At 72.0% G+C, this 18,214-nt stretch carries 16 protein-coding genes; 14 read left to right on the forward strand and 2 right to left on the reverse strand.

Features of this window, described 5'->3' with window-relative positions:
* Positions 1 to 247: 247 nt before the first annotated feature.
* The 8 genes from NW895_RS39525 to NW895_RS39560 all read left to right on the forward strand — a co-directional run bounded on the left by NW895_RS39525 (position 248) and on the right by NW895_RS39560 (position 8,717).
* Positions 248 to 1,321, forward strand: a complete 1,074-nt coding sequence (locus tag NW895_RS39525; protein WP_289941964.1) for a nitronate monooxygenase — start codon at positions 248 to 250, stop codon at positions 1,319 to 1,321.
* Positions 1,318 to 2,058 carry a 16S rRNA (uracil(1498)-N(3))-methyltransferase gene (locus NW895_RS39530; RefSeq protein ID WP_289941966.1) on the forward strand — a complete coding sequence of 247 codons (741 nt, stop codon included), beginning with the start codon at positions 1,318 to 1,320 and terminating at the stop codon, positions 2,056 to 2,058. The genes NW895_RS39525 and NW895_RS39530 overlap by 4 nt, the downstream gene beginning before the upstream one ends.
* Positions 2,059 to 2,074: 16 nt before the next feature.
* Positions 2,075 to 2,467 (forward strand): VOC family protein, encoded by a 393-nt coding sequence (locus tag NW895_RS39535; protein ID WP_289941969.1) that lies wholly within the window; start codon positions 2,075 to 2,077, stop codon positions 2,465 to 2,467.
* A 90-nt stretch (positions 2,468 to 2,557) separates the two neighbouring features.
* Positions 2,558 to 3,073 (forward strand): hypothetical protein, encoded by a 516-nt coding sequence (locus NW895_RS39540; protein ID WP_289941971.1) that lies wholly within the window; start codon positions 2,558 to 2,560, stop codon positions 3,071 to 3,073.
* Positions 3,074 to 3,125: 52 nt separating this feature from the next.
* Entirely contained in the window at positions 3,126 to 6,344 is a 3,219-nt protein-coding gene (locus tag NW895_RS39545; RefSeq protein WP_289941973.1) for a S41 family peptidase, read from the forward strand.
* An 80-nt stretch (positions 6,345 to 6,424) separates the two neighbouring features.
* Positions 6,425 to 6,778: a histidine triad nucleotide-binding protein gene (locus NW895_RS39550; protein ID WP_289941974.1), complete on the forward strand. Its 354-nt coding sequence runs from the start codon at positions 6,425 to 6,427 to the stop codon at positions 6,776 to 6,778.
* 20 nt (positions 6,779 to 6,798) lie between these two features.
* Positions 6,799 to 7,704, forward strand: a complete 906-nt coding sequence (locus NW895_RS39555) for a ribonuclease Z (protein ID WP_289941975.1) — start codon at positions 6,799 to 6,801, stop codon at positions 7,702 to 7,704.
* Positions 7,705 to 7,724: 20 nt separating this feature from the next.
* Positions 7,725 to 8,717 (forward strand): adenosine deaminase, encoded by a 993-nt coding sequence (locus NW895_RS39560; protein WP_289941977.1) that lies wholly within the window; start codon positions 7,725 to 7,727, stop codon positions 8,715 to 8,717.
* Between the two features lie 3 nt (positions 8,718 to 8,720).
* Here the strand turns inward: NW895_RS39560 and NW895_RS39565 are convergent, their stop codons facing one another.
* Together NW895_RS39565 and NW895_RS39570 are read right to left on the reverse strand one after the other, a co-directional pair.
* Positions 8,721 to 9,947, reverse strand: a complete 1,227-nt coding sequence (locus NW895_RS39565) for an MFS transporter (RefSeq protein ID WP_289941978.1) — start codon at positions 9,945 to 9,947, stop codon at positions 8,721 to 8,723.
* A 178-nt stretch (positions 9,948 to 10,125) separates the two neighbouring features.
* Positions 10,126 to 10,932 (reverse strand): IclR family transcriptional regulator, encoded by an 807-nt coding sequence (locus NW895_RS39570; protein ID WP_289941979.1) that lies wholly within the window; start codon positions 10,930 to 10,932, stop codon positions 10,126 to 10,128.
* Positions 10,933 to 11,081: 149 nt separating this feature from the next.
* Between NW895_RS39570 and NW895_RS39575 the strand changes: the two genes are divergently transcribed.
* From NW895_RS39575 to NW895_RS39600, 6 genes are all read left to right on the forward strand, one after another.
* Entirely contained in the window at positions 11,082 to 12,371 is a 1,290-nt protein-coding gene (locus NW895_RS39575) for a glucarate dehydratase family protein (protein WP_289941981.1), read from the forward strand.
* 204 nt (positions 12,372 to 12,575) lie between these two features.
* On the forward strand, positions 12,576 to 13,718 hold the full coding sequence (locus NW895_RS39580; RefSeq protein ID WP_289941982.1) for a PfkB family carbohydrate kinase: 1,143 nt from the start codon (positions 12,576 to 12,578) through the stop codon (positions 13,716 to 13,718).
* A 168-nt stretch (positions 13,719 to 13,886) separates the two neighbouring features.
* On the forward strand, positions 13,887 to 16,034 hold the full coding sequence (locus tag NW895_RS39585; RefSeq protein ID WP_289941983.1) for a PhoH family protein: 2,148 nt from the start codon (positions 13,887 to 13,889) through the stop codon (positions 16,032 to 16,034).
* Between the two features lie 14 nt (positions 16,035 to 16,048).
* A complete protein-coding gene (ybeY, locus tag NW895_RS39590; RefSeq protein WP_289941984.1) occupies positions 16,049 to 16,546 on the forward strand; it encodes an rRNA maturation RNase YbeY in 498 nt (165 codons plus the stop codon).
* Entirely contained in the window at positions 16,543 to 17,853 is a 1,311-nt protein-coding gene (locus tag NW895_RS39595) for a hemolysin family protein (RefSeq protein WP_289941986.1), read from the forward strand. Before ybeY ends, NW895_RS39595 begins: the two co-directional genes overlap by 4 nt.
* Positions 17,850 to 18,209, forward strand: coding sequence for an MmcQ/YjbR family DNA-binding protein (locus NW895_RS39600; RefSeq protein ID WP_289941987.1), 360 nt, complete (start codon positions 17,850 to 17,852; stop codon positions 18,207 to 18,209). Before NW895_RS39595 ends, NW895_RS39600 begins: the two co-directional genes overlap by 4 nt.
* Positions 18,210 to 18,214: the final 5 nt, after the last annotated feature.

Genomic DNA, 18,214 nt, shown 5'->3' on the forward strand with positions numbered 1-18,214 from the left:
AACGGTCGCTGACCTGGGCGGCCAGGTGGCCGGGGGTCCGGGGGTTGGCCCCCGGGTGGGCACAGTCAGCCGGGGCAGCAGGGGCTGTTCTCGCGGTTGAAGGACGCGTTCAACGGGCGGTGACCGTTGGAAGGGGCCGGGTGCGTCCCGCCAAGTACTGGAGGCGCCCCCGAACCCCTTGTCACTGGCCTGTGCCAGACGGATGCCCCGATTCGGACCTCTCCGGAGGACGTGACAACATGCGGTCATGTCCTCCGCGCTGACCGATCTCTTCCCGCATCCGATCGTGCAGGCCCCCATGGCGGGTGGCGTCTCCGTGCCGCAGCTCGCCGCCGCCGTGTCGGAGGCCGGGGGGCTCGGGTTCCTGGCCGCCGGGTACAAGACGGCCGACGGGATGTACCAGGAGATCAAGCAGCTGCGGAGCCTGACGAGCCGCCCCTTCGGCGTGAACCTCTTCATGCCGCAGCCGGAGTACGCCGACCCCGCCGCCATCGACGTCTACGCCCACCAGCTGGCCGGCGAGGCCACCTGGTACGAGACGGAGCTGGGCGACCCGGACAGCGGACGGGACGACGGCTACGACGCCAAACTCGCGGTGCTGCTCGACAACCCGGTGCCCGTGGTGTCGTTCCACTTCGGCGTACCGAGCCGCGAGGTCATCGACTCCCTCCACCGCGCCGGAACCTTCACCCTGGTCACCGCGACCACCGCCGAGGAGGCCCGAGCCGTCGAGCGGGCCGGGGCCGACGCGGTGATCGCGCAGGGCGTGGAGGCCGGCGGCCACCAGGGCACCCACCGCGACATCCCGGAGACGGACGGTTCCGGCATCGGGCTGCTGTCACTGGTCGCCCAGGTCCGTGAGGCGGTGAGCCTGCCGATCGTCGCCGCCGGCGGCATCATGCGCGGCAGCCAGATCGCCGCGGTGCTCGCGGCCGGCGCGAGCGCGGCCCAGCTCGGGACCGCGTTCCTGGCCACGCACGAGTCGGGCGCCAACGCCCTGCACAAGCAGGCGCTGACCAATCCCCTGTTCGTACGGACGGAGCTGACCCGCGCGTTCTCCGGCCGCCCGGCCCGCGGCCTGGTCAACCGGTTCCTGCGCGAGCACGGCCCGTACGCCCCCGCCGCCTACCCGGAGGTCCACCACATCACCGCGCCGCTGCGGAAGGCGGCCGCCAAGGCCGGTGACGCGCAGGGCATGGCGCTGTGGGCGGGGCAGGGGCACCGGATGGCCCGGGAGCTGCCCGCCGGACAACTGGTGGAGGTGCTGGCGGCCGAACTGGAGGCGGCCCGTGCCGCGTTGCCGGGGGGTGGCGTCCGATGACCGCGCCGGTGTTCGTGGTCGACCGGCTGGACGGCATCGGGCCGGAGTACGTCCTCGACGGTCCCGAGGGCCGGCACGCCGTCTCCGTCAAGCGGCTGCGGCCCGGCGAGGACGTCGTCCTCACGGACGGGCGGGGGAGCTGGGCGGAGGGTGTCGTCAAGGCCGCCGAGGGCAAGGACCGGCTGGTCGTGACGGACCTGGAGAGCGTCCACGAGGAGCCGGCCGAGCAGCCCCGCATCACCGTCGTCCAGGCCCTCCCCAAGGGCGACCGCGGTGAGCTGGCGGTCGAGACCATGACCGAGGTCGGCGTCGACGTGATCGTGCCGTGGGCGGCCGCGCGCTGCATCACGCAGTGGAAGGGCGACCGCGGGCTGAAGGCGCTCGCCAAGTGGCGGGCGACGGCCCGCGAGGCCGGCAAGCAGTCCCGCCGGGTCCGCTTCCCCGAGGTCGCGGACGCGGCGACGACCAAACAGGTTGCCTCACTTCTCGCCGACGCCGACTTCGCCGCCGTACTCCACGAGAGCGGTGACGAACCGCTGGCGACGGCCGGACTTCCCGCCGAGGGGGACATCGTGCTGGTCGTCGGGCCCGAAGGGGGTGTCGCGCCCGAGGAGTTGGCGCTCTTCGCGGACGCGGGCGCGCGGGCCTACCGCCTGGGGCGCAGCGTGCTGCGCACCTCGACCGCCGGGACAGCGGCGGCGTCCGTGCTCCTCGCCCGCACCGGGCGGTGGTCCTGAACACCGGAGGTACACCGTGGAACTCGCACAGGTACGGCTGCTCGTCACCGACTTCCCCGCCTGCTACCGCTTCTACGCCGACGTCCTGGGCCTCAAGCCGCAGTCGGGCGCGGCGGACGGGCCGTACGAGAAGTTCAGCCCCATCACCGGCTCGGCGGGCATCGCGCTGCAGGACCGGCGGATGATGGCCGAGGTCCTCGACGAGCTGGGCGACTCGGCGACCGGGCACCGTTCCCTGGTGGTGCTGCGCGTCGACGACCTGGCCACCTACTGCGAGCAGATCACCTCCCGCGGCGCGACCCTCCTGCACGGCCCGGCCCCCATGACGGACCGCATGCGCGTCGCCCACCTCAAGGACCCCGAGGGCAATCTGGTGGAACTGCAGGAGTGGCTGCTGATGCGGACCTGAGGACCTGGGGGGCCGGTGCGTCGGCGAACGGCGCGAGCGTGACCGTATGCGCCCTACCGCACCGCCCGCGTCGGTGGCAGGCTCCCCTCCATGGGGGCATTGAGGCATGTGTCGGTCGTGGTGGGGTTCGCGGCGGTCGCCATGGTGGGGGTCGTCGCCTGTGAGCCGGGCGGGCTGAGTTCCGCTGCGGTGGCGTACACGACCGACGAGACGGTGACGAAGGAACTCAACCGGCAGAAGGCGGACGTCCGCTGGCTCACCTGCACCGCCTCCTACGGGGACCGTTCCCGGTCCGCCTCGCCCTCCGCGAGCGAGGACACCGTCGCCACCGTCGACTGCCAGGGCGAGACGGGCGACGGCAAGGACATCGACGTCACCGGCAAGGTCACCCACGCGGTGGACGGCGCCTGTGTGCGCGGGGACCTCACCGCCAAGGTGGACGGCAAGGTGTGGTTCCACGTCGACGGGCTCGGGGACTGCGACGCCACCAGCCCCCCGCCCGTCGGCAACCCGGCCCCGGGCCGGCCCGGCCCCACCGTCACGGTGACCGTCACCAAGACCATCTGGTGCCAGAAGAACCCCGAGTGCTGGCCCCAGGGGAAGTGACAAGTGATCCAAACCCCTGTCCGCCGGGCCCGCCGCTGAATAGGGTGACCGGGTGACACAGTCCGCACTGTCTGCAACGGCCGCATCCCCTGCGTATCTCCGTTTCCCCCACCTGCACGGCGAGTTGGTGGCCTTCACGGCCGAGGACGACGTGTGGCTCGCGCCGCTCGACGGCGGGCGGGCCTGGCGGGTCAGCGCCGACAACGTGCCGGTGACCCAGCCGCGCATCTCGCCGGACGGCGCCACCATCGCCTGGACCTCCACCCGCGACGGCGCCCCCGAGGTGCACATCGCCCCCGTCGACGGCGGCCCCGCCCGGCGCCTCACCCACTGGGGCAGCTGGAAGACCCAGGTCCGCGGCTGGACCCCGGACGGCCGGGTCCTCGCCATCACCACCCACGGCCAGGCCAGCCTGCGCCGCAGCTGGGCCCGCGCCGTCCCGCTCGACGGCGGCCCGGCCGACACCCTGCCGTACGGGCCCGTCGGTGACGTCGCGTACGGCCCGCACACCGTGCTGCTGTCCGCGCCGATGGGCCGCGAGGCCGCCTGGTGGAAGCGCTACCGGGGCGGTACGGCGGGCAAGCTGTGGATCGACCGGGAGGGCGAGGGCGAGTTCGTACGGCTGCACGAGGAGCTGGACGGGAACGTCGAGTATCCCCTGTGGGTCGGGGAGCGGATCGCCTTCCTCTCCGACCACGAGGGCACCGGCGCGCTGTACTCCTCCCTCGCCGACGGCTCCGACCTGCGGCGGCACACTCCGCTCGACGGCTTCTACGCCCGGCACGCGGCCACCGACGGCACCCGGGTCGTGTACTCCTGTGTCGGTGAGCTGTGGCTGCTGGACGACCTGGACGGGGCCGAGCCGCGCCGGCTCGACGTCCGGCTCGGCGGGCAGCGCGTCGACCTCCAGCCGTACCCGGTGAACGCCTCCCGCTGGTTCGGCTCGGCCTCCCCCGACCACACCGCGCGCGGCAGCGCCGTCTGCGTCCGCGGTGCCGTGCACTGGGTCACCCACCGCTCCGGTCCGGCCCGCGCGCTGGCCGCGCAGCCCGGCGTACGGGCCCGGCGGCCCCGCACCTTCCGCGCGGACGGCGAGGAGTGGGTGGTGTGGGTGACGGACGCAGAGGGCGACGACGCCCTGGAGTTCGCGCCCGCCACCGGCTCGATCCCCGGTGCGACTCCCCGCCGCCTCGCCGCAGGGCAACTGGGGCGGGTCCTGGAGCTCGCCATGGCGCCCGACGGCAGCCGGGCCGCGGTCGCCTCGCACGACGGGCGCGTGCTGCTCGTGGAGCGGGAGACCGGCGAGGTGCGGGAGGTGGACCGCAGCGAGGACGGGGACGTCTCCGGGCTGGTCTTCTCACCCGACTCGACCTGGCTCGCCTGGTCGCACCCCGGCCCGCGCCCCCTGTGCCAGCTGAAGCTCGCCAACACCACCGACCTGTCGGTCACCGAGGCGACCCCGCTCCGCTTCCAGGACTACGCCCCCGCGTTCACCCTCGACGGCAAGCACCTGGCGTTCCTGTCGACCCGCTCCTTCGACCCCGTCTACGACGAACACGTCTTCGATCTGGCGTTCGTCGAGGGCGCCCGCCCGCACCTCATCACGCTCGCCGCGACCACCCCCTCACCCTTCGGCCCGCAACGCCACGGCCGCCCCTTCGAGACGCCCGACCGTGAGGAGACCCCGGACAGCGAGGGCACCCCCACCACACGCATCGACCTCGAAGGCATCGCCGACCGCATCGTGCCGTTCCCGGTCGAGGCCGCCCGCTACTCCAACCTGCGGGCCGCGAAGGACGGTGTGCTGTGGCTGCGGCACCCGGTGATCGGCGTCCTCGGCGCCTCCCGGGCCACCCCGGACGACCCCGACCCCAAGACCGAACTGGAGCGCTACGACCTCGCCCAGCAGCGCATCGAGCACCTCGCGGCCGACGCCGATCACTTCGAGGTCAGCGGCGACGGCAAGCGGCTGCTGCTGTGGACCGACGGGCGCCTGAAGGTCGTGCCCAGCGACCGGCGGGCCTCCGGCGACGACGACAGCGACAGCAACATCACCGTCGACCTCGGCCGCGTACGGCAGATCGTCGACCCGGCGGCCGAGTGGCGGCAGATGTACCAGGAGACCGGCCGCATCATGCGGGACCACTTCTGGCGGCCGGACATGAACGGCGTCGACTGGGACGGCGTCCTCGACCGCTACCGGCCGGTGCTGGAGCGCGTCGCCACCCACGACGACCTGGTGGACCTGCTGTGGGAGGTGCACGGCGAGCTGGGCACCTCGCACGCCTACGTCACCCCGCGCGGCGGCTACGGCGGCGGCGCCCGGCAGGGGCTGCTCGGCGCCGACATCTCCCGCCACCGCGACGGCAGTTGGCGCATCGACCGGATCCTGCCCTCGGAGACCTCCGACCCCGAGGCCCGCTCCCCGCTCGCCGCGCCCGGCGTCGCGGTGCGCGCCGGGGACGCGATCGTCGCCGTCGCCGGACAGCAGGTCGACCCGGTGACCGGACCCGGCCCGCTCCTGGTCGGTACGGCGGGCAAGCCGGTCGAGCTGACCATCTCCCCGTCCGGAGGCGGCGACCTGCGGCACGCCGTCGTCGTCCCCGTCGCCGACGAGGAGCCGCTGCGCTACCACGCCTGGGTCGCCGACCGGCGGGCGTACGTCCACGAGAAGTCCGGCGGCCGGCTCGGCTATCTGCACGTGCCCGACATGCAGGCGCCCGGCTGGGCCCAGATCCACCGCGACCTGCGGGTCGAGGTGGCCCGGGAGGGCCTGGTCGTGGACGTCCGGGAGAACCGCGGCGGGCACACCTCGCAGCTGGTCGTCGAGAAACTGGCGCGCCGGATCGTCGGCTGGGCCGTGCCGCGCGGAATGCGGCCCTACAGCTACCCGGAGGACGCGCCCCGCGGCCCGGTCGTCGCCGTCGCCAACGAGTTCTCCGGCTCCGACGGCGACATCGTCAACGCGGCCATCCGGGCCCTCGGCCTCGGCCCGGTCGTCGGCACCCGCACCTGGGGCGGCGTCATCGGCATCGACAGCCGCTACCGCCTCGTCGACGGCACCCTCGTCACCCAGCCGAAGTACGCGTTCTGGCTGGAGGGTTACGAGTGGGGTGTGGAGAACCACGGCGTGGATCCGGACGTGGAGGTCGTGCAGCGGCCGCAGGACTACGCGGCGGGGCGGGACGCGCAGTTGGACGAGGCGATCAGACTGGCGCTGGAGGCGCTGGAGAACAGTCCGGCGAAGACGCCGCCCGGTCTGCCCAGCTGAGAGGCGCGGCCGGCCACGGAATACCCGCGGTCGGCGACGATACGATGCCCGTAAACGGCCCGACCCCCGGAGGGAACCGCATGGCAGGGGAACCGCAGGACGACTGCCTGTTCTGCAAGATCGTCGCGGGGACGATCCCGGCGACGATCGTCCGCGAGACGGAGACGACCGTGGCGTTCCGCGACATAAACCCCCAGGCGCCCACCCACGTCCTGGTGATCCCCAAGGCGCACTACCGGGACGCCGCCGCGCTCGCCGCAGCCGACCCGGCCCTCGCGGCGGACGTCCTGCGCGAGACCCAGGCCGTGGCGGACGAGGAAAAGCTGGAGAGCTACCGCATCGTCTTCAACACGGGCAGCGGCGCCGGCCAGACCGTCTGGCACACCCACGCCCACGTCCTGGGCGGACGCGGCATGGAATGGCCCCCCGGATAGACCTTCCTGGACAACTCACCGTGTCTGTACGCGAATTGGTGGTCCTCGGCACCGCCAGCCAGGTTCCGACCCGGCACCGCAACCACAACGGCTACCTGCTGCGCTGGGACGGCGAGGGCATCCTGTTCGACCCCGGCGAGGGCACGCAGCGCCAGATGCTGCGCGCCGGGGTCGCCGCGCACGACCTGAACCGGATCTGCGTCACGCACTTCCACGGGGATCACTCGCTGGGCCTCGCCGGGGTCATCCAGCGCATCAACCTCGACAAGGTGCCGCACGACGTCACCGCCCACTACCCGAAGTCCGGGCAGCGGTTCTTCAACCGCCTGCGGTACGCGACCGCGTACCGGGAGACGGTCCAGCTGATCGAGGCCCCGGTCTCCGCCGACGGCGTCCTCGCCGCCACCCCGGCGTACAGCCTCCAGGCACGGAAGCTGTCCCACCCCGTCGAGTCGTACGGCTACCGCCTGGTCGAACCCGACGGCCGCCGCATGCTGCCCGACCGGCTCGCCGCGTACGGCATCAAGGGGCCGGACGTGGGCCGGCTGCAGCGCGAGGGCGTGCTGAACGGCGTTTCCCTCGACGACGTCAGTGAGACCCGCCGCGGCCAGCGGTTCGCGTTCGTCATGGACACCCGGCTGTGCGACGGGGTGTACGCGCTGGCCGAGGGCTGCGACATGCTCGTCATCGAGTCGACGTTCCTGGACGAGGACGTCGATCTCGCCGTAGAGCACGGTCATCTGACGGCCGGCCAGGCGGCCGCGGTGGCCCGGGACGCGGGCGTACGGCACCTCGTCCTCACCCACTTCAGCCAGCGCTACACCGACCCGGAGGAGTTCCAGCGGCAGGCACGGGCCGCCGGGTTCGAGGGCGAGCTGACGGTCGCCCACGATCTGCTCAGAGTGCCGGTTCCGAAGCGACGGTGAAACCGCCGTACGATGCTTTGATGTCCCTCCCGAAAGCTGAACTGCACCTGCACATCGAAGGCACCCTGGAGCCCGAGCTGGCGTTCGAGCTGGCCGCCCGCAACGGCGTCGAGCTGCCGTACGCGGACACGGACGACCTGCGCAAGGCGTACCAGTTCGAGGACCTTCAGTCCTTCCTGAACCTGTACTACGAGCTCATGGCCGTCCTGCGCACCGAGCGGGACTTCGAGGACCTCACGAACGCCTACCTCGCCCGCGCCGCCGCGCAGGGCGTGCGGCACGCGGAGATCTTCTTCGATCCGCAGGCGCACACCGCGCGCGGCGTCGGCATCGGCACGGTCGTCGAGGGGCTGTGGCGGGCGCTGGGCCGCAGCGAGCAGAACCACGGCATCTCGACCCAGCTGATCATGTGCTTCCTGCGCGACGAGTCCGCCGAGTCGGCCAGGGAGACCCTGGAGGCCGCCAGGCCCTACCTCGACCGGATCGTCGGCGTCGGCCTGGACTCGGCCGAGGTCGGGCACCCGCCGGCGAAGTTCCGCGAGGTGTACGAGGCCGCCGCCGCCCTCGGCCTGAGGCGGGTGGCGCACGCGGGCGAGGAGGGCCCGCCGGCGTACATCACCGAGGCCCTCGACGTGCTCGGTGTCGAACGCGTCGACCACGGCCTGCGCTGCATGGAGGACCCGGCGCTGGTCGAACGGCTCGTGCGTGACCGGGTCCCGCTGACGCTGTGCCCCCTGTCCAACGTCCGGCTCCGCACGGTGGACACCCTCGCCGACCACCCGCTGCCCGCCATGCTGGACGCCGGCCTGCTGTGCACGGTCAACTCCGACGACCCCGCCTACTTCGGCGGCTACGCCGGCGACAACTTCGACGCCGTGCGCGAGACCCTCGGCCTGACCGAGGAGCGGCTGCGCGAGCTGGCCCGCAACTCCTTCACCGCGTCCTTCCTGGAACACGACGAGGAGCGGCGGGCGCGGTACCTCGCGGAGGTGGAGGCGTACGAGTTCGGGTAGCCGTCAGTCGGCCGAGGGGGCCGGGGAGGCCGCCGCCGTGTCGTAGGCGCGCCGGGCGGGAACGGCCGGGGTCTCCACCAGGATCTCGACGACCTCGGACACCTGGGCGTGCCTGCCCGTGCGCACCGCGACGGCGGTCATCGGAACGGCGACCACCAGCAGTCCGGCGCCGAGCACCGCGCCCATGACGGGGAAGCCCGCCTGCGCGGACAGCAGACTGCCGGTCAGCGGTCCCGCCGCCGTCCCCAGGGAGGACGCCGACCCGACGAGCACCGCCCAGCGGCCACGCGGGTCGAGGGAGGCGGCGAGGCCGATCAGGTACGACAGCACGATCGGGTAGAGCGTGTTCCAGGCGATCTCACCGGCCGCGAAGCTCACCAGCCCCGTCGCGGACGCGCTCAGTGCGATACAGCCGGCGATGAGCACCGTGCCCGCCCCGACGGGCACGGCACGCCCCAGCCGCGGTCCGAGCGCACCGGCCCCCACCACTCCCAGCAGGCCCGCGCCCAGCGCGACGGCGAAGACGGCACCGACGGTCGCCTCGCCGAGGTGCGCCTGCGTCAGCCCGATCCGGCCGCTCACGCCCCACAGGGAGTTCTGCGCGAGGGACCAGCACAGCATGGCGGCGGCGAGGACCGTCCCCGCACCCCGGTGGGGGAGCGGGTGGTGGTCCCGGCGGGCCCGTGAGGAGGGGGCACCGACGGGGATGCGGCCGGTCAGGGGCCACACGGCGAGCGCGGTGAGGGCGATCGCGGCCGGCGGGAGGCCGTGCCCCGGACCGAGGTGCGGGACCGTCAGATAGACGACAGCCGCGAGCGCGGAGACGCTGAGCAGCCCCAGCGTGGTCACCCGGTGGGGGTCCCTCTGCGCGGCGATCCCGGTGGCGGCGACCGTGGTGGCCGTACCGGACCCGAAACCGCCCACGATCATGCCGGCGACGACGGCGAGGACGTCGCCGGTGAGGGCGGCCGCGCCGTAGCCGAGGGCGGCGAGACCGAGCCCGGCCCGTGCCAGGGTCCGCGCCCCGATCCGCTCCACCCGGGAGGCCAGGACGAACCCGGCCGTCGCCGAACTGAGCAGCAGCGCACTGCCGACGGCACCCGCCTGCGTGGCGGTCAGCGGAAGTCCCGAGTCCAGCCTGCCCACGGTGGTCGGCAGCAGATAGGGAGCGAGGTACCCGGCCGTGAAAAGGGCGACGAGGGGCCAGGGGGTGGTGCGAGGGGCGAACACGGGCGTTCCCAGGGCATGCGAAAGAAGCGGCTCAGAAAAGGGGAGGGGGCGACGACCGTCGACGGACAGGAACGCGCGGGCAATTTGTATCAAGCGGCGGGAGTCATGATCGAGGCCGGAGGGTGTGATCTGGCGCACGCTTGTGTTTGAGCCTGAACGGACTGGGTAAAAGAGCGCGCTAACGCCAGTGCACCGACCCGCCCCCGCCGAGCGCGGTCGCCTTCACCGTCGCCTCCGCCTCAGCCCGGATCTCCCGCATCACCGTGACGATCCGCTCCTCGTGCTCCGGCGTCAGCCGGGCCACCGGCACCGAGCAGCTGATCGCGTCCTGCGCGGGGATGTCGTAGCGCAGCGCGAACCCGAAGCCGACGATCCCGGGCACGCCCTCCTCCCGGTCGACGGAGTAGCCCCGCGTCCGCACCCGGGCGAGGTCGGCCGCCAGCGCCTCCCTGCTGGTGTGCGAGCGGGGGGTCAGCGCCTCGTACGGCCCCTCGGGCAGCTCCTCGTCCGGCCGCTCCGCCAGCAGCGCCTTCCCCAGCGCGCCCACGTGCGCCGGCAGACGCCGCCCCACCCGGCTGATCGTGCGCAGGTACTCGTGCGACTCCCGCGTCGCCAGATACGCCACGTCCCGTCCGTCCAGCCGCCCCAGGTGGATGGTCTCGCCGAGCGCCTCGGACGCCTCGTCGAGATACGGCCGTACGGCCCGCACCCGCGGGTCGGAGTCGAGATAGCTCGTGCCGGTGAGCAGGGCGTGGATGCCGATGCCGTACAGCGAGCCGGTGACGTCGGTGCGGACCCAGCCGCGCGAGATCAGGGTCTGCAGCAGCGCGTACATCGAACTGCGCGGCACGCCCAGCTCGTCCGCGAGCTCCTGCAGTCGTGCCGGGCGGTCCCCGCGCGCGGCCAGCAGCTCCAGCAGCTCCACCGTGCGCGCGGCGGACTTCACCTCACGGATGCCGCCTGTCTCGCTCCCTGTCTCCGGCATGGGCCGATCGTAGAGGCGCGCCCGTTCCCATTGACGGCCGATGTTCACCTATCTAACCTCCATCTTCATACATGGATGGCGTCTACATGGGGAGATGGCGCCGTGACCTCCCCGCCGACCACCGGACTCGACCTCGTGGGAGCCGCTCTGTGAACCTCGCCATTACGGACGTACGGCTGACGCCGATCCTGGTCGCCGACCCGCCGCTGCTGAACACGCAGGGCGTCCACCAGCCGTACACCCCCCGGCTGATCGTGGAGGTGGTGACCGCCGACGGCGTCACCGGTGTCGGCGAGACGTACGGCGACACCAAGTACCTGGAGCTCGCCCGGCCCTTCGCCGAGAAACTGACCGGACGACAGGTCGGTGACCTGAACGGGCTGTTCGTCGTCGCGGACGAGGTGGCCGTCGACTCCTCGCGGGTCTCCGGCCAGGTCGACGTCGGTGGCCTCAGGGGCGTGCAGACCGCCGACAAGCTGCGCCTGTCCGTCGTCTCCGCCTTCGAGGTCGCCTGCCTCGACGCCCTCGGCAAGGCGCTCGGCCTGCCCGTGCACGCGCTGCTCGGCGGCAAGGTGCGCGACGCCGTGGAGTACAGCGCGTACCTGTTCTACAAGTGGGCCGGCCATCCGGCGGGCGTGACGGCCGAGAAGGACGACTGGGGTGCCGCGGTCGACCCGGCCGGGATCGTCGGGCAGGCCCGGAAGTTCAAGGAGCGGTACGGCTTCACGTCCTTCAAGCTCAAGGGCGGTGTCTTCCCGCCGGAGGAGGAGATCGCGGCCGTACGGGCGCTGGCGGAGGCGTTCCCCGGGCATCCGCTGCGGCTGGACCCCAACGGGGCCTGGAGCGTGGAGACCTCGCTGAAGGTGGCGAAGGAACTCGGGGACGTCCTCGAGTACCTGGAGGACCCCGCGCTCGGCACGTCCGCCATGGCCGAGGTCGCCGCGCGGACCGACGTGCCGCTCGCCACCAACATGTGCGTGACGACCTTCGCCGAGATCAAGGAGGCGTTCACGAAGGACGCCGTCCAGGTCGTCCTCTCCGACCACCACTACTGGGGCGGGCTGCGCAACACGCAGCAGCTCGCCGCGATCTGCCGCACCTTCGGCGTCGGGGTGTCGATGCACTCGAACACCCACCTGGGGATCAGTCTCGCCGCCATGACCCATGTGGCGTCGACCGTCCCCGACCTGCACCACGCCTGCGACTCCCACTACCCCTGGCAGTCGGAGGACGTCCTGACCGAGCGGCTCACCTTCGACGACGGGACCGTCCGGGTCTCCGACGCGCCGGGCCTCGGCGTCGAACTGGACCGGGACAAGCTCGCGTTCCTCCACCAGCGGTGGCTCGACGACGACGGCTCGCTCCACGACCGCGACGACGCGGCGGCGATGCGGGTCGCTGATCCGCAGTGGGTCACCCCGTCCGTCCCCCGCTGGTGACCTCCGGCCGTAGGGAGCGCCGGGCGTCTGGGGCGCGGTCGGGCTCTTTGGTCTGCGGCCCTCGGCCGGGGCGGTGCCGGGTGCGGGGCGCTCGGCCTGTCCGGGGCCGGCGGTGGCGTGGCGGGTGGCTCCAGTGTGAATCGACCGGGATGTCAGTGATGTGGTGCACACTGGGCAGATCCGCACCATGTCAGGGAGCGCACCGTGACACCGTCCATCGTGCCCGTCGGAAAGGGACCCAAGCTCACCGCTCAGGGACCGCATCGCCAGGCCCAGGTCGACCCCCTGGCCGCCCTGCGCGCACCGGACGATCCGCCCTGGGACGTGTACCTGACGGGCACCGTCTTCCTCGACATCATCTTCACCGGGCTCGACTCCGCACCGGTGCGCGGGACCGAGTCCTGGGCGCGGGGGATGGGGTCGAGCCCCGGCGGCGTGGCGAACATGGCGACCGCGCTGGCCCGCCTGGGCCTGAGAACCTCCCTCGCCGCGGCCTTCGGCGACGACCACTACGGCGAGTACTGCTGGGACGCCCTGGAACAGGGCGAGGGCATCGACCTGACCCCGTCGCGCACGGTGCCCGGCTGGCACTCGCCGGTCACGGTCTCGATGGCGTACGAGGGAGAACGCACGATGGTCTCCCACGGCCACGAGCCACCCCCCGAGGAGCCCGCCCCCGACTGCCCCCCACGCGCGCGTGCCGCCATCGCCGCCCTCGCGCCCGGCAAGCAGGCCCCCTGGATCGCGCAGGCCGCGTCGAAGGGCACCCGTCTCTTCGCCGACGTCGGCTGGGACGACACCGGCGCCTGGGACCTGGCGGGCCTGCCCGACCTCCGGCACTGCGAGGCCTTCCTGCCGAACGCCGAGGAGGCCATGCGGTACACGGGCACGGCCTGCCCCCGCGAAGCGGCCCACGCCCTCACCGAGTGCGTGCCGGTCGCCGTCGTCACCCTCGGCGCGCAGGGCGCCTACGCGGTCGACCGACGGACCGGGGAGACCGCCGAGGTCCCCGCCATCGCCGTGGAGGCCCTCGACCCCACCGGCGCCGGGGACGTCTTCGTCGCCGGGTTCGTCACCGGCAGCCTGGCGGGCTGGCCGCTGGCCGACCGGCTGGCCTTCGCGGGCCTCACGGCGGCCTTGTCGGTGCAGGAGTTCGGCGGCTCCCTGTCGGCCCCCGGCTGGTGCGAGATCGCGGCCTGGTGGCGCAAGGTCCAGTCGGTCGACGGCCAGGACCTGACGGCCCTGCGGCGGTACGCGTTCCTGGCGGACCTGCTGCCCGACGAGGTCGTCCGACCGTGGCCCCTGCGGCGTGCCGTGCCGACGATCGGCTTCCGCCGTTCGGCGTGAGGCGTTCACAGCCGCGGCCGGCGACGGGCGACCGTCCCGGCGTTCAAAACCTCCACACCTAAAAGCCCTACGGCGTTGTCGGTGCCCCGTCGTACCCTGGGAATCGCGAGGCCGCCCTCAGCTGTGCGGCCGTGACGAGGAGGAACCGCAGGCCTTAAGCGCCGGCCCATGACTCAGACACCCACAGCTCACACCCCCGCGCAGGAGCAGGCGAGAGCACAGATCACCGTCCCCGCCCAGCACCCCATGGTGACCGTGCTGGGTTCCGGCGACTCCCTTCTGCGCGTGATCGAGAAGGCCTTCCCGGGGGCCGACATCCACGTCCGGGGAAACGAGATCAGCGCGGTCGGCGACGCCCAGGAGGTCGCCCTCATCCAGCGCGTGTTCGACGAGATGATGCTGGTGCTCCGCACCGGGCAGCCGATGACGGAGGACGCAGTGGAACGCTCGATCGCCATGCTCAAGGCGAGCGAGAACGGGGAGAGCGAAGGCCAGGAGACCCCGGCCCAGGTGCTCACACAGAACATCCTGTCCTCGCGCGGCCGCACGATCCGCCCCAAGACGCTGAACCAGAAGCGGTACGTCGACGCGATCGACAAGCACACGATCGTCTTCGGCATCGGCCCCGCCGGCACCGGCAAGACGTACCTGGCGATGGCGAAGGCGGTGCAGGCCCTGCAGTCCAAGCAGGTCAACCGCATCATCCTGACCCGGCCCGCGGTCGAGGCGGGCGAGCGGCTGGGCTTCCTGCCGGGCACCCTCTACGAGAAGATCGACCCCTACCTGCGCCCGCTCTACGACGCGCTGCACGACATGATCGACCCGGACTCGATCCCGAGGCTCATGGCCGCGGGCACGATAGAGGTCGCGCCGCTGGCGTACATGAGGGGCCGCGCGCAGCCTGTATTCACCAACGTCCTGACCCCGGACGGCTGGCGCCCCATCGGCGACCTGGAAGTCGGCGACCTGGTCATCGGCTCCAACGGAGAGCCGACCCCGGTGCTCGGCGTCTACCCACAGGGTGAGAAGGACATTTACCGCGTCACGGCCCAGGACGGCTCCTGGACCCTGTGCTGCGGCGAGCACCTGTGGACGGTCAGGACGCGCGACGACAAGCGTCGTAACAAGCCGTGGCGGGTCCTGGAGACCCAGGAGATGATCGGCAACCTGCGGGCGGCGCACGCGCGCCGATACGAGTTGCCACTGCTCACGGCACCCGTGCAACTTCCCGAGCGCGAGGTCCCGATGGACCCGTACGCGTTGGGACTACTGCTCGGTGACGGATGCCTGACCGGTTCCACCACGCCATCCTTCTCCACGGAGGACCCGGAGCCGGCCACGGCTCTGGAGACGGTGCTTCCCGATGTCGCGGTACGGCACCGTGGTGGTCCTGACTACGTGCTCAATCGGGTCAAGGCACCGGGTGACGTGATCACGCTGGCGAATCCGGTCACTCGTGTGCTCAGGGAGCTGGATCTCCTGCGTACCCGCTCGCACACCAAGTTCATCCCGGACGACTACCTGCACAACTCGGCCGACGTACGACTGGGCGTGCTGCAGGGCCTCCTCGACTCCGATGGCGGCCCCGTCACGCAGAAGGACCGCACCTGCCGTATCCAGTACACGACGACGTCGATCATGTTGCGTGACGACGTGATCGCGCTCGTGCGGTCGCTGGGCGGTGTGGCGTACACCCGTCGGCGCGTCGCCGCGGGGCGTAAGCCCGGGCTGGCACAGGGACGTGACGTCGGTCACCGGCATGACGCCCACATCATCGACATCCGCCTCCCCGAAGGCATCGAGCCCTTCCGCCTCGCCCGTAAGCGCGACGAGTACCACGCGGCCGGAGGCGGCGGACGCCCGATGCGGTTCATCGACAGCATCGAGCCCGCGGGCCGGGAGGAGACGGTCTGTATCCAGGTGGCGGCCGAGGACTCGCTGTACGTCACGCAGGACTACCTGCTGACGCACAACACCCTGAACGACGCCTTCATCATCCTGGACGAGGCCCAGAACACGAGCCCCGAGCAGATGAAGATGTTCCTCACCCGCCTCGGCTTCGACTCGAAGATAGTGATCACGGGTGACGTGACGCAGGTCGACCTCCCCGACGGGACGAAGTCCGGTCTGCGCCAGGTCCAGGAGATCCTGGAGGGCGTGGAGGACGTCCACTTCTCCCGGCTATCGTCCCATGACGTCGTACGGCACAAGCTGGTGGGCCGTATCGTCGACGCGTACGAGAAGTACGACGACAAGCACGGCACCCAGAACGGCGCGCACAAGAGCCGCGGCAAGTCCGGGCACAAGGGGAAGTAGACCAGCACAGCATCATGTCGATCGACGTCAACAACGAGTCCGGCACCGAGGTCGACGAACAGGCGATCCTCGACATCGCCCGCTACGCGCTCGGGCGGATGCGCATCCATCCGCTCTCCGAGCTGTCGGTGATCGTCGTGGACGCCGAGGCCATGGAGCAGCTGCACATCCAGTGGATGGACCTGCCGGGGCCCACGGACGTGATGTCCTTCCCGATGGACGAGCTGCGTCCGCCGTCGAAGGACGACGACGAGCCCCCGCAGGGCCTCCTCGGCGACATCGTGCTGTGTCCCGAGGTCGCCGCCAAGCAGGGCGCCGAGGCGGAGACCCAGCACACCATGGACGAGGAGCTCCAGCTGCTCACCGTCCACGGTGTGCTGCACCTGCTGGGTTACGACCACGAGGAACCCGACGAGAAGGCCGAGATGTTCGGCCTGCAGGCGGCCATCGTGGACGGCTGGCGCGCGGAGAGGGGCCTGACCGGCCCGTCCCCGGCCCCGACCGTGTCATGAGCCTCCCGCTCGTCTCCGGCGCCGTCGCCCTGGTCGTCGTCGCCTGGCTCGCCGCCTGCGCGGAGGCGGGCCTCGCGCGCGTCTCCAGCTTCCGCGCCGAGGAGGCCGTGCGGTCCGGCCGCCGCGGCAGCGCCAAGCTCGCCCAGGTCGCCGCCGACCCGACCCGCTACCTCAACGTGGCGCTGCTGGTCCGCGTCGCCTGCGAGATGGCCGCCGCGGCGCTGATCACGTACGCCTGCCTGATGCAGTTCGCCGGCACCACCGAGGCCCTCCTGGTCGCCATCGGCGTCATGGTCCTCGTGTCGTACGTCGCCGTCGGCGTCTCCCCGCGCACCATCGGCCGCCAGCACCCGCTGAACACGGCGACGGCGGCGGCGTACGTCCTGGTCCCGCTCGCGCGGATCATGGGCCCGATCCCGTCGCTCCTCATCCTCATCGGTAACGCGCTGACCCCCGGCAAGGGCTTCCGCCACGGCCCCTTCGCCTCCGAGGCGGAGTTGCGCGCCCTGGTCGACCTGGCCGAGAAGGAGTCCCTGATCGAGGCCGAGGAGCGCCGCATGGTGCACTCGGTCTTCGAGCTGGGCGACACGCTCGTGCGGGAGGTCATGGTCCCGAGGACCGACCTCGTCGTCATCGAGCGCTACAAGACGATCCGCCAGGCCCTGACCCTCGCCCTGCGCTCCGGGTTCTCCCGCATCCCGGTCACCGGCGAGAGCGAGGACGACATCGTCGGGATCGTGTACCTGAAGGACCTCGCCCGCAAGACGCACATCAGCCGGGACGCGGAGAGCGAACTGGTGTCCACGGCCATGCGCCCCGCGTTCTTCGTGCCCGACACGAAGAACGCCGGTGACCTGCTGCGCGAGATGCAGAAGGAACGCAACCACGTCGCCGTCGTCATCGACGAGTACGGCGGCACGGCCGGCATCGTCACCATCGAGGACATCCTCGAGGAGATCGTCGGCGAGATCACCGACGAGTACGACCGTGAACTCCCGCCCGTCGAGGACCTCGGCGGGGACCGCTACCGCGTCACCGCCCGCCTCGACATCGGCGACCTCGGCGAGCTGTACGGCCTGGAGGCGTACGACGACGAGGACGTGGAGACCGTCGGCGGCCTGCTCGCGAAGGCGCTGGGCCGCGTCCCTATCGCCGGGGCGTCCTCGGTCGTGGACCTCCCCGACGGCCGGGAACTGCGCCTGACGGCCGAGGCGGCGGCCGGACGCCGGAACAAGATCGTGACCGTGCTGGCGGAGCCGGTGGGCCCGGCCGGCCCGCCCGAGGACGAGGAGACGAGGCCGGAGTGACCCCCGAGCAGCTGCGCGCGTTCTGCCTGTCCTTCAACGCGGCCGTGGAGGACTTCCCCTTCCGCCCGGAGATCTCGGTGTTCAAGGTGCGGGGCAGGATGTTCGCCCTCACGACGCTGGACGCGCGTCCGCTCACGGTCAACCTCAAGTGCGACCCGGAGGACGCCCTCCGCCTCCGCGACGAGTACCCGGGCCTGATCGCCCCCGGCTGGCACATGAACAAACGCCACTGGAACACGGTCACGGCCGACGGCGACCTCCCGGACGCCCTGGTCCGGGAGCTCATCGAGGACTCGTACGACCTGGTCGTCGCCGGCCTGCCCAGAGCCGACCGCCTCCGCCTCGACCGGCCCTGAGAGCC

The sequence above is a fragment of the Streptomyces sp. S.PNR 29 genome (genome assembly GCF_030386795.1).
GTDB lineage: Bacteria > Actinomycetota > Actinomycetes > Streptomycetales > Streptomycetaceae > Streptomyces.

Excerpts from the sequence above, each read along its gene's own strand:
- NW895_RS39525 (WP_289941964.1), top strand. The coding sequence starts at position 248 with ATGTCCTCCGCGCTGACCGATCTCTTCCCGCATCCGATCGTGCAGGCC.
- NW895_RS39530 (WP_289941966.1), top strand. The coding sequence starts at position 1,318 with ATGACCGCGCCGGTGTTCGTGGTCGACCGGCTGGACGGCATCGGGCCG.
- NW895_RS39540 (WP_289941971.1), top strand. The coding sequence starts at position 2,558 with ATGGGGGCATTGAGGCATGTGTCGGTCGTGGTGGGGTTCGCGGCGGTC.
- NW895_RS39550 (WP_289941974.1), top strand. The coding sequence starts at position 6,425 with ATGGCAGGGGAACCGCAGGACGACTGCCTGTTCTGCAAGATCGTCGCG.
- NW895_RS39560 (WP_289941977.1), top strand. The coding sequence starts at position 7,725 with ATGTCCCTCCCGAAAGCTGAACTGCACCTGCACATCGAAGGCACCCTG.
- NW895_RS39570 (WP_289941979.1), bottom strand. The coding sequence starts at position 10,932 with ATGCCGGAGACAGGGAGCGAGACAGGCGGCATCCGTGAGGTGAAGTCC.
- NW895_RS39585 (WP_289941983.1), top strand. The coding sequence starts at position 13,887 with ATGACTCAGACACCCACAGCTCACACCCCCGCGCAGGAGCAGGCGAGA.
- ybeY (WP_289941984.1), top strand. The coding sequence starts at position 16,049 with ATGTCGATCGACGTCAACAACGAGTCCGGCACCGAGGTCGACGAACAG.
- NW895_RS39595 (WP_289941986.1), top strand. The coding sequence starts at position 16,543 with ATGAGCCTCCCGCTCGTCTCCGGCGCCGTCGCCCTGGTCGTCGTCGCC.